This is a genomic window from Micromonospora sp. NPDC050276 (assembly GCF_044459545.1).
Lineage (GTDB): Bacteria > Actinomycetota > Actinomycetes > Mycobacteriales > Micromonosporaceae > Micromonospora.
The window spans coordinates 621,932-636,464 of record NZ_JBITJA010000001.1; the positions used below are offsets into that span (position 1 = coordinate 621,932).

Here is a 14,533-nt window from a genome sequence, read left to right on the forward strand (position 1 = left end):
TGGCCGAGGATGTCGGTGCGGTGGGTCCGCCGTACCGCTGCCGAACTGCGGGAGGCCTGCCGTGCGAGTTGGTGAGCAGTCGACGGATCCCATCGATCAGGTGCTGGGTGAGGTGCCAATGCCGGCACCGTTGACCCCCGAGGATGTCCGGCTCGCGGTCCGGGCGGTGGTCGTGCACACCGCCGAGGAGTGGCCCACCGGGCCGCTGTGCCGCAACGACGGCGCGTCCTACCCGTGCCGGCTGCACCGCTGGGGGCGACGGGTGTTGGAGACACACGGGCTCAACGAGCGTCAGATCGAGGCGTTGATCCGGCATGGCAATCCGTTTGTGCACGTGCCCTTCCCGTTCACGGCTACTGGGCCGTCGCGGCAGCAGGCCGCGCGGGCCGTCCCCCAGGGGATCCGGCCCACCGCTGCTGGCCGGCCGGTGACTCCCCCCGTCACCGCGCCGCGCTGGCCCCGGGCGAGCTGAGCGCGCTACCCCTCCGCCCACCTGACCCGGGGCGACACGACGTCGGCCCGGCGCGGAAGTTCCCCCTCCGCGTCGGGCCGACGTCGCTCTGACCGGCCGGCTCAGTCGTTGCCGGCCCCGATCCCGCAATCCGGGGCGGACCAGTTGGTCGTGTTCGAGCTGCTGTCGCTGTTGTTCTCCCGCCGCGAGTCCACGTGCACGTGGTCGTCGTGGTCGGGATAGCCCGGCCCGTAGATCCCACTGAAGCCGTTGTTACGGGCACCACGGGCGACCTGGCACAGCGAGGACGTCCGTGAGGTCACGTCGGCCGCGTTGCCGTACAGGTGCTGGCTGTCGGACGCGCCGCCGACCTGGTTGTTGCAGGCCCGACTGCGGAATCCACTCGACACGTAGAGCGGCTTGTCACCGAGGCCCTTGCGCAGCGCCTCCAGCTTCCACATGGTGCGCAGCGCGTTCTGCTTGGTCTGGTTGGCCGACAGCGGGCCGCCGCTCCACCCGCTTCCCCCGCACCCGTTGTCCAGCTCGCTGTAGCTGAAGTGCGCGGGCGTGCAGTCGTTGTCCTGGAGCTGGTACAGCTTGGCGAAGGTCTGTGGGCCGGCGATGCCGTCGGCGCGTAGCCCGTACGCCTGCTGGAACCGCTTGACCGCGGCGGCGGTCTTCGGCCCGTAGCGCCCGTCGTTCTCCACGATGTCCCGGTAGCCGGCCCACCCGGCGACCCGGATCTGCAACTGGCGGACGTCGTCGCCGGAGCGCCCCTGGGTCAGGGTGCGGTTCCAGGTGTAACAGCCGTCCGCGTGCGCCGCCGGTGCGGCGATCACCGTGGCGATTGCCGCCCCGGGCAGTGCCAGGGCGAATGCGACGGCGACTCGCTTCAAGGTGTTTACGCGCACAGAAGTCCTCCCGATAGGAGAGCGAATGGGGTGGCTCCGGGACATCGACCGAGAAGTCCCGTGATTCCCACCCTGACACTGATCCGTGCGGTTGGAGGTGATTAACGAGAATCGTCCTCACAATCTGCGGTTCCTGGGTATTGACTGGGAATTCGGCTGATTTGCGAAACAGCCATTTCCTGCCGATCGGCCCTCCGGTGCTCAAGCACACCGAACGTCGCAATCTGCCACACCCAGGGTGATGTTCCCGGGTCAGTGGCAGCCGGTAACGTCAGTCCGGGCGGCGGACTGGCGGAGGTGCGCGTGGCACGGGGTGGCGTCTTCTGTGTCGAGGGTCAGTGGCACCGCGACCTCAACGAGCGAGGCTCCGTGCTACCCACCCTGGAGCTGCTCGAACGGCTGGGCAAGATCCGCTTCATCCACAAGGACGCGGCCACCCGCGACGAGCTGTTCTACTTTCTGGACCGTTGGCTGCTCAAGCAGTACGCCGACCACCGGGTCGGCTTCTTCGCCATGCACGGCGAGCCGAGCCGGCTCTGCCTCACCGACTGGCAGTCGGTGGAGTTGACCGAGGTGGCCGAGCTGATGGCCGGCCGTGCCGAGGGGCGGCGACTCTACTTCGGCAGCTGCTCCGTGCTGCGCGCCTCGGACGCGGTGCTGCGCGAGTTCCTGGAGGTCACCGGAGCCGCTCTGATCTGCGGTTTTACCCGAGAGGTCGACTGGGTCGAATCGGCAGCCTTCGAAACCGTTCTCCTCGACGTGCTCGCCAACGGCCAGCGGCACAACGCCGCCGAGTTGCGGATGGGCTCCGCGCACTGGGCGCCGCTCGCGTCGTACCTCGGTTTTCGGGTGATCTACGCCAACGGTCGGGCCTGGCGTCCGCCCGGCCGCCCCCGGGTGCCCACCCAGGCGGTGCGCCGCTCCGCGGCCCGAGCCCGCTGACCCGCCGCCGCCGCTGCTCCCGCGCCCTGGTAGGAACGGGGAATGGCACGCAGCATCGCAAGGAACACCCGGGTCGACCGGGACGGCCTGCTCGAATTCCTCCGGCCGCGACACCGCGTCGTCCTGATGACCACCCGGGCCGACGGGCGCCCGCAGTCCTCCCCGGTCTCCGCCGGGGTCGACGGGCAGGGGCGGCTGGTCATCTCCACCTACCCCGAGCGGGCCAAGGTGACCAACATCCGCCGCGACCCCCGGGTCTCGGCGTGCGTGCTCAGCGACGACTGGAACGGGCCCTGGGTGCAGCTCGACGGCACCGCCGAGGTGCTGGACCTGCCCGAGGCTCTGGAGCCGCTGGTCGACTACTTCCGCAGCATCTCCGGTGAGCACCCGGACTGGGACGACTACCGGGCGGCGATGGTGCGCCAGGGCAAGTCGCTGATCCGGGTCACCATCGACGCCTGGGGTCCGATCGCCACCGGCGGCTTCCCGGCCCGCCTCGCCGACTGACCGTGCGTCCGCTGGATCACCGCCGCCCGCTCCTGGCCGACAGCGGTTGAAGCTCCAGGTGCGGTGACCCCGAAGCAGCGGAACGTGCTTGGGGCATCCTGCTGCCCGGCGTGCTGTAGAGCTGCCCCAGACATGGGGCGGCCGGTGGTGGAGAGTCGCCCGCCAGGTGGAGTCCGGTCAGTGGCGCCGGACTGCCCCACATCTGGGGCAGGTCTACAGCGAGGGCAGGTGAATGGCTGCCGCAGCTCCTCCGTCCGGTCAGTCGACCAGGGCGGCGTAGACCAGTTGGCGCAGCTGGGAGCGGAGCGGGTACGTGCTGGACGGCATCAGCTGGGTGAACAGCAGCGCGGTGATCTCCTCGGCCGGGTCCACCCAGAACGCGGTGCTGGCCACCCCACCCCAGTAGTACTCGCCGACGCTGCTCGGCACCCGGCTGGGGACCGGGTCGTCGACCACCGCGAAGCCGAGGCCGAAACCGATCCCGTCCAGGGTGGTCTCGGCGAAGCCGCCGGTGGACAGGGTGCCCAGGTCCTGACCACCGGGCAGGTGGTTGCGGGTCATGAACCGCACCGTGCGCGGCCCGAGCAGCCGGATGCCGTCCACCTCGCCGCCGCCCAGCAGTAGCTGGGTGAAGCGGTGGTAGTCGGCGGCGCTGGAGATCAGACCACCGCCGCCGGAGAGCAACGCCGGCTTGCTGAATGCGAGCGCCCCGAGGCTGTCGTAGCGGACGGCCCGCCCGCTGCGCGGGTCCGGCACGTAGAGCGCGGCCAGCCGGTCGGCCTCGTCGCCCTCCACCCACCAGCGGGTGTCGGTCATGCCCAGCGGGCCGAAGATCCGGTCGGCGAAGAACGCGTCGAGGCTCTGCCCGGAGATCACCTCGACGAGCCGGCCGAGCACGTCGGTGGCGACGGAGTAGCCCCACGCCGACCCGGGCTGGAACAGCAACGGCAGCTCGCCGAAGGCCGCGCAGGCACCGGCCAGGTCGACGTTCGCGGGCGGGTACAGGTCGTAGCCGGCGGCCCGGTACAGCCCATCGACCACCGAGGTCTGCATGAAGCCGTACGTCAGGCCGGCCGTGTGGGTGAGTAGGTGCCAGATCCGGATCGGCTCGACCGCCGGCACCGTGTACGGCTTGAGCGCGGACCCCTTGGAGTAGACCCGCAGGTCGGCGAACTCCGGCAACCAGCGGCTGATCTCGTCGGTCAGCTCGAACCGGCCCTCCTCCCACAGCATCATCGCCGCGACCGAGGTGACCGGCTTGGTCATCGAGTAGATCCGCCAGAGCGTGTCCGCCTCGACCGGTGCGCCCGACTCCCGGTCGCGCAGCCCGTACGTCGAGGAGTGCGCCACCTCGCCGCGACGGGTGACCACCACCTGCCAGCCGGCCAGCCGGCCGCCGTCGACGTACCGGCCGAAGTGCTCGTCGATCCGCGCCAGCCGCGCCGGGTCGAAACCGATCTGATCCGGGTCCTTGCTTCGAGCCACACTCACGCCGCCGAACCTACTCGCCGGTACTCCGCTACCGGAAGAGGGCTGGGCGCCGGCCCCACCGGCCGCCGGGTGTCGGCGGCGCCCACTAGCCTGGCCGGATGCCGGAGCTGACCGAGGATGCGACCTTCCGCGACGAGGACTGGTACGGCGAGGAGCTGACCGACCGGCACTTCGTGGGTTGCGAGTTCTTCGGGGTGGACCTGACCGAGGCGGTGAGCAGAGGGGCGGTCTTCACCGGGTGCACGTTCGGCAACGTGGCGTTCAACGCCTCCCGGCACGTCGATTCCGCCTTCACCCGTTGCGTCTTTCGGCGGTGCAACTTTTTCGAGGCCGAGTTCACCGGCTGCAAGCTGGTCGGCAGCACCTTCAGCGAGTGCGACCTGCGCCCGCTGACGGTGGACGGCGGCGACTGGTCGTTCGCCGCGCTGCCCGGTGCCGACCTGCGCGGCGTCCGACTGACCGGGGTACGCATGCGCGAGGTGGACCTGACCCGGGCCAACCTGACGGGCGCTACCGTCACCGGCGTCGATCTTTCCGGCGCGCAGCTGACCAACGTCCGGCTCGGCGGCGCCGACCTGCGGGGCAGCGATCTCACCGCACTCGACCCGACGGTCGTCGAGCGGGCCGGTGCCGTCATCGACGTCGAGCAGGCCGTGGTCATCGCGCAGTTGCTCGGTTTCCGGATCGGCTGAGACGAGAGACGCGGCGTCCGGTTGCGGGCTGGACACGTCCGGCAGTCCGGATCTAGCGTGTCGTCCAGCCCGTGCGAACGTGAATCGGACCACAGTGGACGTTGCGCTCCGCGTCGGTCCATGACGGCCGGGCGGTGGAGTTGGAGGGGTCGGTGGCGGACGAAGACCGCGCGCGGGCTGGCGATGCGCAGCCGAGGCACCGTCCGCGTGCCATCACCGCCGGGAAGACCCGCAGCGTGCTGCGCCGCGTCGCGCGTTCCCGACAGCGGCGACGCTGGGCGGTGGAGGGCGTCGCCGTACTCGCCTGCCTGGTGGTGTTGATCTCGTACCTCAGCACCCGGTCCGGTCCCGAGCCCGGCGACGACCAGGCGGGTCCGGGCGGCGCGCCCGCCGAGGCCGCCCGTACCCCCGCTCTCCCGGCCGCAGATGGGCGCACCGGCGAGGCGGGGCCGGCTACGCCCGGCCTGCGTCCGCGCCAGCGCCCGCCCTCGCCGGACCCGACGCCGTCGACCAGCGCACCCGCACCGCCGCCGGTCAAGCCCGCTTCCCCGGCGCTGTCGGTGACCCGGGGCGAGATGCCCGCCGCCGTCGATCTCACCGCCGTCGGCACCCGGGACTGGGTGCACTGGGGGGAGCGGGGCGGCAGATCGACGATCCGCAAGCGCGCCGGTTCCGGGGAGATCATCGACGGGGGTGGCGCCGGCAAGCGCGTCGCCTGGGACGGCAACCAGGAGTACGTCCGCTGGTCCGACGGCGCACCGGAGCGGTCGACGCACGGCAGCTCCAACGGGGTCTACACCTGCGGTGCCGGCAACGGGTTCAGTCTTGCCATCGCCGGCAGCGGCGCGCCGCGCACCGTCCAGCTCTACGGTGGCATCTGGATGGCTCGGGGCCTCCTGGAGGCGCGGCTGTCCACCGGTGGGCCGGCCAGCACCGCTCGACTGGAAGACCCCTACACGAGTCAGAGTGCCCAGTTCACGATCCGTTTCACCCTGCCGAAGGGTGCCCGGCTGCTGCTGAAGTGGACCGTTGAGAAGGTCTTCACGCCGCACTGCGGCAACGTCGGGCTCCAGGCCGTGACGGTGCGCTGACCGACCGATCGCTGCGTGCCCGCACAGCGGGACAGTTTGTCCGTCGCGGAGGGCCGAAGGCGTCGTAACTTTCTGCTGTCCCCATCCGACCATCCAGTGTGGAGGCAGCGGAGATGAGTAGCAGCACCGTCCACCGCGTCCGTCGTGCCGCTTCGTCCGGCGTCGGTGAAGCGTCTGGGGAGGGTCTTCGCGACATCCCTCTGCCGCCCTACGTCACGGGCGAGGACACCCAGTTCGCCGTGCGGGCGGTGGTGGTGCACGCCCCCCGACGGTGGTCCGGGGGAGTGGTCTGCCGCAACGATGCCAGCCCGCACCCGTGTCGCCTGCACCGCTGGGGCACGCGGGTGCTGGCGCTACGCGGGCTGCGGGCCGCTGAGATCGCCGCGCTCATCGAGCGTGGCGACCCGACGGCGGTGGTCCCCCCACCGGACCGTCCGGCCTAGACGCCCGCCGGGCCGGGAGGCGCAACCGCGCCTCCCGGCCCCCACTCAGCAGGTGATCGGCTTGACCCAGGAGCATTCGACGCCCTCCGGAGTGCGCGGCGTCTCCGGTACGGCCGGCGGTGCCAACCGCGCCGTCGACGCGCCGCCCTCCCGGTACCCCGCCAGGGCCACGGCGATCTGGTCCTCCAGCGACTTGACCGACGCGGTGAGGTAGTTGTTCAGCAGGATGGAGAAGGCCAGCAGGCGACCATCGGCGCTGGTGACGTAGCCGGAGAGCCCGGAGACACCGGTCAGGCTGCCGGTCTTGGCGTGCACGTTGCCCGCCGCCGGTGTGCCGGCCATCCGGCTGCGCAGGGTGCCACCGACGAACCGCTCGGGTTGCCCGGCGATCGGCAGCGCCGCGTACCAGGTGGCGAACCACGGTTCGGTGCGGACGGCGCTCAGCAGGTCGACGAACTCCGCCGCCGGAATCAGGTTGCGTCGGGACAGCCCCGAGCCGTCCCGCTGGCGCAGCCTCCCGGTGTCCATGCCGGTGTCGGCGACGTACTCGCTGATCGCGGTGAGCCCGGCCGTCCAGGTGCCCGATCCGGAGAGCACCCGGCCGATCTCCTTGGTCAACACCTCGGCGTGCCCGTTGTTGGAGAGCTTGAGGAATGGCGTCATCAGCTCGCCCAGGCTCATCGAGTCGTGCCGGGCGACCGGGTGGGCCGTCTCGGGGGTGGGCTGGCCGAGCACGGTCCGGCCGAGCACCCGGACGCCGTGTCGGTGCAGCGCCGCCCGGAACACGTCGGCCGCGTAACCGGTGGGTTCCCAGACGGTCACCCAGTCGCTAGCGGGTTCGTCGCCGATGGCGATCTGGCCGGTCACCACGACGGTGTTGCCACCGTGTTCGCGCTCGATCGAGATCGAGGTCTCACCCTCGCTGACCGTCTGGGCGCGGTTGTCGATGCGGACGTATCCGGTGGGTGGGGTGGTGCTGACCACCGGCGGGGCACCGGCCCGATCGGCCGGGGTCGCGTGCACGATCACGGTGCCCGCGTCGTAGTCGGTGTCCGGGGCAACGGTCAGCGCGGAGACCTGTGCGGCGTAGTAGTAGGGCTCGTCGTCCCACGTCCAGTCCGGGCCCAGACGGGTGGGGTCGTAGCGGGTGTCGTCGGCGATCAGATTTCCGGTGACCACCCGTACGCCGTCGGCGGCGACCTGTGCGGCGAGCGCGTCGTAGTCGGCGGCGAGCATGGTCGGGTCACCTCCACCCCGCAGGTAGAGGTTGCCGGAGAGCAGGCTGGCGCGGCGTTTGCCACTGGCGCGTACGTCGGTGGTGAAGCGGTGCCCCGGGCCGAGTAGCTCAAGGGCCGCCGTCGAGGTCAGCAGCTTCGTGTTGGAGGCCGGGACCAGGCGGCGGTCACCGTTGCGGTCGTAGAGCGTCTGTCCCGTACCGGTGTCGACCACGACCACCGACGCCTGCGCGCCGGCCAGCCGGGTGTCGGCGAGGATGGTGTCGATGGTGGCGTGCAGCTGGGTCGTCGCGGGGGTGGGCGACTCGGCCGTGGCACCGGGCGCGCCGGCGGTGGCCGCGGTGGCGACCAGTGCGAGCAGCGCGAGGGCTCGGGGAAAGTGACGGCGATGCATGTGCTGATGCTGCCACGGAGATATTCGCCAGAGAAGATCCTCGGACGAAAGATATTGCCGTCGCGGCCAGCCGCTGCGTGTGATCGGCGCGACGGTCGGGGACGGGCACACCGGCCACCTCCGGGGCGTTGCACCCCACGTGGAAACCCACTCCGCGGACGTCGTGGTGATCGGTGCCGGGCAGGCCGGCCTGAGCGCCGGCTATCACCTGCGCCGCACCGGCTTCCTCCCCGGCACCGGCTTCGTCATCCTCGACGGCGACGTCGGGCCCGGCGGCGCCTGGCAGCACCGCTGGCCGACGCTGGTCTTCGACCGGGTGCACGGCTTCCACGACCTGCCCGGGCTGCCACTCTCGCCCGCCGATCCACAACGCCCGGCCGCCGAGCAGGTCAGCGCCTACTTCGCCGCGTACGAGAAAACCTTCGACCTGCCGGTGCGGCGGCCGGTGCGGGTCCGCGCGGTCCGCTCGCGCCCCGACGGGCGGCTGGATGTGCACACCGACCAGGGCACCTGGACGGCCCGTGCCCTGATCAACGCCACCGGCACCTGGACGCGGCCGTTCTGGCCGCACTATCCGGGCCGGTCCACGTTTCGGGGACGGCAGCTGCACACCGCCGACTACCGGGGGCCCGCCGAGTTCGCCGGCCTGCGGGTGGTGGTCGTCGGTGGCGGCACCTCGGCCGTGCAACTGCTCGGCGAGGTCTCCACCGTCGCGGCGGCCACCGCCTGGGTGACCCGCCGGCCGCCGACGTTCACCGAAGCGAAGCTCGGCCCGGAACTGGGCCGCGCCGCGGTGGCCCGGGTGGACGAGGTGGTCCGGGCCGGCCGCCCGCCGGGCAGCGTGGTGGGGGTCACCGGCCTGCCGGTCACCCCGGAGGTACGCCGACTGCGCGAGCGTGGCGTCCTCGACCGGCTACCCATGTTCGACCGGATTACACCCGACGGGGTGGCCTGGGCGGACGGGCGGTTCGTGCCGGCGGACGTGATCCTCTGGTGCACCGGTTTCCGAGCGGCCATCGACCATCTCGCCCCGTTGGGCCTGCGCGCGCCGGGCGGCGGTATCACGATGGATGGCACCCGCGTGGTCGCCGACGAGCGGATTCACCTGGTCGGGTACGGCCCGTCGGCCAGCACGATCGGTGCCAACCGGGCCGGCCGCGCGGCGGTCAACGAGATTCGCGCCTGGCTGGCCCCGGCCGCCGCTCTCCACTGACCTGGATCTATTTGACGGATGGTCCGCCAGCGGGCACGGTGGAGGTGACGGGGCTGTCAGCTGCCCCGATTCGATGCGACGGCGATGACCGTTCGCCCCTCCTGTCGCCTCCCACGTGTGCTCATACGCGGGCCGACTGTCCGGTCCGTGCGGTATCCGACCGCGAGCCGAGAATCCACGAGGAGTTCCACCGATGCTCACCATGACCGATAACGCCGTGCTCGTCATCCGTGACCTCGCCAACCAGCAGGACGTCGCCCAGGACGGCGGGGTGCGCATCGCCGCCGACGCCGAGGCCGGCTCGCTCACCGTGGAGTTGGTGCCCGAGCCGGTGCAGGGCGATCGGGTGGTCGACAACCAGGGCGCCCGGATCTTCCTGGACGAGGACGCCGCCGAGTTGCTCGGCGACGCCTCGGTGGACGCCACCGTCGACGACGAGGGCATCATCCAGTTCGGCTTCACCGAGAAGCAGTAGCCCACGGGCTCACCGCAGCGATCGCCCCCGCTGCGGCGGACCCTGCCCGGGGTGCCACCTCGGCGTGCCACCGCCGCTCGGATGCAGCAGCGTGGCCAGCACGTACGCCAGGTGGTGCGAGGTGCTCCACGCCGTCCAGTTGGCGGCCGAGCCTGCGCCGGCGCCCCGGCGGGCCCGGCGCAGCAACTCGTGGTCACCCCAGGAGAAAGCCGCCCCGGCGCTCGGCCAGTGCGGTGCCGACACCAGCGTTCGACACAGGTCGGCGAACCGGTCGTCGCCCCGGCCGCCGCGTCGCGCCCACCGGTAGACCCACCAACGTCCGTCGTCGGTGTACCGCACGGTCGGCAACCGGTCCCCGGGGTCACCCGTGCCGGGCGCGGCCGGATGGACGCCGTAGTCGCCATAGTCGACCCCGGCGTCGGCGAGTCGTCGCCACAGCTGCCAGTCCCACCGATCCAGCTGGATCGGCTCGTCGGTGGGCAGCCGGGACAGCGTGGGCGGCATCCCGCCCGCCGCCACCGTCACCGATCGCCAGGCGTGCCGGCGGGCCCAGTCCAGCAGATGGCGCACCCGGGGCTCGGCGGCCCGCACGTCGGCCGGGCAGCACACGTCCCCCGCGTCGACCAGCAGGTCGCACTCCTCCGGGGCGAGGTCGGTGAACCGCCAGATGCGTTCCACGGCGGTGGTGCTCGCGTCCGGCCCCGCCCGGTCCAGGCCGGCCCGCAGCCGGATGAGCGCCCGCCGGCCGTACGCCCGCGCTGCCGCGCCGTGCACGATCAGCCGGTGGTCGCTCTCCGCGAGCCCGATCACCGGCACCACCGGTACGCCCCAGCGGGTCAGCTCCGCCTCGGGGGCGTCGGGCAGCGCGCTGACGTCGACGGCGGGCAGCAGCCCGGCTGGCAGGCGACGGACAGCGTCCAGTGTGGATCGATCGAACGCCTTGATCTCCAGTACCGGGGCGACCAGTGCGGCGTACGCGGGGTCGAGGTGGCTCAGGGCCTCCAGCTCGCCCCGTCGGCTGGCGAGGATGGGGCGGTAGACCGGTTCCGCCCGGCCCCCGTGGGCGGGCACCATACTTCAATCTAGCCAGGCATGTGCATGTGTCACAGGAATGTAGGTCGGAATTTGGCTGCTCGACTGTCGGCTCGGTGACTACCATCCTTCGATGCGCACGCCAGTTCACCGCTACCGATCCGACGACGAGGACAGCGCCCGGTGGACCGGGTTCCCGTTCCGGGCCGGCGACATCGTGATCAGCACCCGGTCCAAGAGCGGCACCACCTGGATGCAGATGATCTGTGCGCTGCTGGTGCTGCGTACCCCTGAGCTGCCGGCGCCGCTGACCGAGCTGTCGCCGTGGCTGGACTGGTTGGTCGAGTCGCGGGACGCGGTGTACGGCCGGCTGGCCGCACAGCCACACCGGCGGTTCATCAAGACACATACCCCGCTGGACGGAGTGCCGATCGATCCCCGGGTGCACTACGTGGTGGTGGCCCGGCACCCGCTGGACCTGGCGGTCTCCCTCTATCACCAGGCCGCCAACCTGGACCGGGCCCGCCTCGCCGAACTGACCGGACAACCCGCCCCGGCCGGGCCGCCCCGTGCGCGCCCTCCGGTCGAGCGCTGGCTGTCGAGCTGGGTCGACCGGGAGGTGGACCCGCGCGCCGAGCTGGATTCGCTACCAGGGGTGCTGATGCACCTGAGTGACGCGTGGACCCGTCGGCACGAGCCGAACGTCGAGCTGGTGCACTATGACGACCTGCTGGCCGATCTGGGCGGGGAGATGCGCCGACTCGCCGACCGGTGGGGGCTCCCGGCCCCGGGGTCGGAGTTGGTGGAGGCGGCCACCTTCGGTCGGATGCGGGAGCGCGCCGACCGGCTCGCCCCGGACACGCTCGGCGTGTTCCGTGACCGGCAGGCGTTCTTTCGCCAGGGTGCCTCCGGCCAGGGCCGCGACCTGCTGGATGGGGCCGCCCGAGCCCGCTACGAGGCGCGGACAGCGACTCTGGCGCCCCCAGACCTGCTCACCTGGCTACACCGCTAGCAACCCAACCGTTCGCGCCGATCTTGCAGCTTCGGTTGCCGATACGCGTGAGATGCCCCTTATTTCAGGACAGGAAGTGCAAGATCGCGGCGTGGGCGTTGCCGCCGGCCCGGTCCACACGAGCGCGCGGCGCCGTTTCGACAGTGGTCGGAACGTCGCCGCGCTCTGGCCGTCTCCCACCATCGCAGCCGTTCGGCGGTACGCCGGCGGGGACCTGGCTCGACCGGCCCTTCGTGCCGGTCCGTGTTCTCGATCCCCGGCCGGGGCGGATCCAAACCCACCGACCGTGAGGAATTCCACCATTCGCGAGTCCCGGCGTCATGCCGCACCGACTGCCGGCCCGGCGTGGCGCGCTGCCGAACGGGGTATGAACGTGGGCATGGAGCATTTCACTATCGCGACTGTCGCCGAGAAGAGCCCGGATTTCCGGCGGGTGCTGTGGACCGGCGAGCACACCCAGTTGGTCATCATGACCATCCCCGCCGACGGCGAGATCGGCGAGGAGGTGCACGAGGACATCGACCAGATCCTGACCTTCGTCAGTGGCGTCGGCGAGGCCCGGGTCGCTGGTGCGAAGCGGAAGGTCGCCGCGGGTGACCTGGTCGTGGTGCCGGCGGGCACCAAGCACAACTTCGTGAACACCGGCCCCAATCCGCTGGTGTTGTACACCGTCTACGGCCCTCCGGAGCATGCCGACCAGGCCGTGCACCGGACCAAGGAGGAGGCCGACGCGGCCGAGGCGGCGGGCGAGGACGAGCCGCCGACCGAGTGATCCGTTCGGCGGCGGCCTGATCCGGGCCGATGCGGGTACCCCCGGCGGGTGGAGCAGCAGCCGCCGATCTCCGACTACGGGTTCCTTTCGGACTCCCGTTCAGGGGCGTTGGTCGGCAAGGACGGCTCGGTCGACTGGTGGTGCCCGCACCGGTTCGACGGGGCGTCGGTGTTCGCGCGGTTGCTCGACCCGGGTGCTGGGCACTTCCGGCTGGCGCCGGTCGGGGTCGGTGGCCCGGGTTACCGGGTGAAGCGGGCGTACCTGCCGGACACGTTGGTGTTGCGGACGGTGCACCACACCCCGCACGGCAGCGTGGCGGTCGTCGATGCCCTCGCCGCCGAGGTCGGCGCCCGTGCCCACGAGTTGGGCAAGAACTCACCCGCCGTGCTGATCCGGGTGGTCGAGGGGCTGTCCGGGCGGGTGCGGATGGCACTGGACTTCGCGCCCCGCCCGGAGTACGGCCTGCTCACGCCGTACCTGCACGAGCAGCCCGACGGCGGGGTGCTGGCCGGTGCCGGTCCGATCGTGCTGATGTTGCGCGCCGGGGGCCTGCACCTGCGGGCGGGCACCGACCGGGTGACCCACGAGTTCGAGGTCTCCGCCGGTCAGGTGATCGGGATGGACCTGGCCTTCGGCGAGGCGTACGGCGACCCTCCGGCCCGGATGGACCCGCTGACCACCCTCGCCGAGACGACACAGGCGTGGCAGGCGTTCCGGGAGGCGCACGGGTATTCCGGCCGCTATCCCGAACTCGTCAAACACAGCTCGACGGTGCTGACCGGCCTCACGTACGCCCGCAGTGGCGCGGTCGCGGCGGCGCTGACCTCCTCGCTGCCCGAGCGGATCGGCGGCGACCGTAACTACGACTACCGCTACTCGTGGCTGCGGGACTTCTCGTTGACGATGCGGGCGCTCTGGGTGGCGGCCTGCCCGGACGAGGCGTCCCGGCTGTTCGCCTGGGCGACCCGTTCGATCGGCCGGTTCGGCGATGAGCCCGTCCCGGTGCTCTTCGGGCTGGAGGGCGAGCGCGACGTCTCCGAGCACCACTGCGACCACCTGCGCGGCTATCGCGACAGCAGGCCCGTGCGGGTCGGAAACGACGCCTGGCGGCAGCGACAGCTCGACGTGCCGGGTGAGGTGATGTCGGCGGTGTGGCGGCTGCGCGACTACCTCGGCGCGCGGTTCGAGGACGAGTTGCGGGAGATGGTGCTCGGGCTGACCGAGCAGGTGGCCTCGACGTGGCGCCTGCCCGACCGCGGTATCTGGGAGACCCGGGACGAGGAGCGCCACTACGTGTCGTCCAAGGTGGCGTGCTGGCTCACCATGGATCGGGCGGTGGGGCTCGCCGACCGGCTCGGCGATCGGGCCGACCCGCGCCGCTGGGCCGGGATCCGCGACGAGATTCGCGACACCGTGCTGCGCGAGGGGTGGAACGACCGGATCGGGGCGTTCACCGGCGCGTTCGGGTCCGCGGAGTTGGACGCCTCGGTGCTCGCCCTGCCGGTCACGCACTTCCTCCCGGCCACCGACCCGCGGATGCGTTCGACCATCGCGATGGTCGAACGCGAGCTGGGCACCGAGGGTGGGCTGCTGCGGCGGTGGACGACCGATCCGGCCGGCTTCCTGCTGTGCTCGTTCTGGCTGGTGGAGTGCCTGGTGATGACGGGTGAGCAGCAGCGGGCCGAGGCGCTGTTCGAGCAGGTCGTCGGGTACGCCAACGACCTGGGGTTGTTCAGCGAGCAGATCGACCTGTCCACCGGGACGCAGCTCGGCAACATGCCGCAGGCGCTCTCGCACATCGGGCTGATCAACGCGGCCTGGCGGATCACCGAGCCGGACAGCTACTGATTGCTCGGCGGACCGTCCCGGGCC

The 14,533-nt window shown here is 71.5% G+C and carries 15 protein-coding genes; 11 read left to right on the forward strand and 4 right to left on the reverse strand.

Features of this window, described 5'->3' with window-relative positions; genetic code table 11:
• Positions 1-61: 61 nt before the first annotated feature.
• Positions 62-472 carry a hypothetical protein gene (locus ACIBF8_RS02910; protein WP_396780611.1) on the forward strand — a complete coding sequence of 137 codons (411 nt, stop codon included), beginning with the start codon at positions 62-64 and terminating at the stop codon, positions 470-472.
• A gap of 101 nt (positions 473-573) precedes the next feature.
• Here ACIBF8_RS02910 and ACIBF8_RS02915 read toward each other — a convergent pair whose 3' ends face one another.
• Positions 574-1,362 carry a D-Ala-D-Ala carboxypeptidase family metallohydrolase gene (locus ACIBF8_RS02915; protein WP_396780612.1) on the reverse strand — a complete coding sequence of 263 codons (789 nt, stop codon included), beginning with the start codon at positions 1,360-1,362 and terminating at the stop codon, positions 574-576.
• A gap of 303 nt (positions 1,363-1,665) precedes the next feature.
• On the opposite strand from ACIBF8_RS02915, the gene ACIBF8_RS02920 reads away from it, so the two are divergent.
• Together ACIBF8_RS02920 and ACIBF8_RS02925 are read left to right on the forward strand one after the other, a co-directional pair.
• Complete coding sequence (locus ACIBF8_RS02920) at positions 1,666-2,304, forward strand: DUF6642 family protein (protein ID WP_396780613.1); 639 nt, start codon at positions 1,666-1,668, stop codon at positions 2,302-2,304.
• Positions 2,305-2,346: 42 nt separating this feature from the next.
• The gene (locus tag ACIBF8_RS02925) at positions 2,347-2,811 is read left to right on the forward strand and encodes a PPOX class F420-dependent oxidoreductase (protein WP_396780614.1); all 465 of its coding nucleotides are present in this window, start codon (positions 2,347-2,349) and stop codon (positions 2,809-2,811) included.
• 258 nt (positions 2,812-3,069) lie between these two features.
• Here ACIBF8_RS02925 and ACIBF8_RS02930 read toward each other — a convergent pair whose 3' ends face one another.
• Positions 3,070-4,302, reverse strand: a complete 1,233-nt coding sequence (locus ACIBF8_RS02930; RefSeq protein WP_396780615.1) for a serine hydrolase domain-containing protein — start codon at positions 4,300-4,302, stop codon at positions 3,070-3,072.
• A gap of 98 nt (positions 4,303-4,400) precedes the next feature.
• Here ACIBF8_RS02930 and ACIBF8_RS02935 point away from each other — a divergent pair, with 98 nt between their 5' ends.
• From ACIBF8_RS02935 to ACIBF8_RS02945, 3 genes are all read left to right on the forward strand, one after another.
• Complete coding sequence (locus ACIBF8_RS02935; protein WP_396780616.1) at positions 4,401-4,994, forward strand: pentapeptide repeat-containing protein; 594 nt, start codon at positions 4,401-4,403, stop codon at positions 4,992-4,994.
• A 152-nt stretch (positions 4,995-5,146) separates the two neighbouring features.
• Positions 5,147-6,085 carry a hypothetical protein gene (locus ACIBF8_RS02940; RefSeq protein WP_396780617.1) on the forward strand — a complete coding sequence of 313 codons (939 nt, stop codon included), beginning with the start codon at positions 5,147-5,149 and terminating at the stop codon, positions 6,083-6,085.
• A 113-nt stretch (positions 6,086-6,198) separates the two neighbouring features.
• Entirely contained in the window at positions 6,199-6,528 is a 330-nt protein-coding gene (locus ACIBF8_RS02945) for a hypothetical protein (RefSeq protein WP_396780618.1), read from the forward strand.
• A gap of 45 nt (positions 6,529-6,573) precedes the next feature.
• Here ACIBF8_RS02945 and dacB read toward each other — a convergent pair whose 3' ends face one another.
• Positions 6,574-8,157 (reverse strand): D-alanyl-D-alanine carboxypeptidase/D-alanyl-D-alanine-endopeptidase, encoded by a 1,584-nt coding sequence (gene dacB / locus ACIBF8_RS02950; protein WP_396780619.1) that lies wholly within the window; start codon positions 8,155-8,157, stop codon positions 6,574-6,576.
• 139 nt (positions 8,158-8,296) lie between these two features.
• Here dacB and ACIBF8_RS02955 point away from each other — a divergent pair, with 139 nt between their 5' ends.
• Both ACIBF8_RS02955 and ACIBF8_RS02960 read left to right on the forward strand, forming a co-directional pair.
• On the forward strand, positions 8,297-9,370 hold the full coding sequence (locus ACIBF8_RS02955; protein ID WP_396780620.1) for an NAD(P)-binding domain-containing protein: 1,074 nt from the start codon (positions 8,297-8,299) through the stop codon (positions 9,368-9,370).
• A 193-nt stretch (positions 9,371-9,563) separates the two neighbouring features.
• Positions 9,564-9,845, forward strand: coding sequence for an adhesin (locus ACIBF8_RS02960; RefSeq protein WP_396780621.1), 282 nt, complete (start codon positions 9,564-9,566; stop codon positions 9,843-9,845).
• Positions 9,846-9,854: 9 nt separating this feature from the next.
• Here ACIBF8_RS02960 and ACIBF8_RS02965 read toward each other — a convergent pair whose 3' ends face one another.
• Positions 9,855-10,919, reverse strand: coding sequence for a beta family protein (locus ACIBF8_RS02965; RefSeq protein WP_396780622.1), 1,065 nt, complete (start codon positions 10,917-10,919; stop codon positions 9,855-9,857).
• Between the two features lie 91 nt (positions 10,920-11,010).
• On the opposite strand from ACIBF8_RS02965, the gene ACIBF8_RS02970 reads away from it, so the two are divergent.
• From ACIBF8_RS02970 to ACIBF8_RS02980, 3 genes are all read left to right on the forward strand, one after another.
• Positions 11,011-11,889, forward strand: a complete 879-nt coding sequence (locus ACIBF8_RS02970) for a sulfotransferase domain-containing protein (protein ID WP_396780623.1) — start codon at positions 11,011-11,013, stop codon at positions 11,887-11,889.
• Between the two features lie 379 nt (positions 11,890-12,268).
• Complete coding sequence (locus ACIBF8_RS02975) at positions 12,269-12,661, forward strand: cupin domain-containing protein (RefSeq protein WP_396780624.1); 393 nt, start codon at positions 12,269-12,271, stop codon at positions 12,659-12,661.
• A 48-nt stretch (positions 12,662-12,709) separates the two neighbouring features.
• Positions 12,710-14,509, forward strand: coding sequence for a glycoside hydrolase family 15 protein (locus ACIBF8_RS02980; protein WP_396780625.1), 1,800 nt, complete (start codon positions 12,710-12,712; stop codon positions 14,507-14,509).
• Positions 14,510-14,533: the final 24 nt, after the last annotated feature.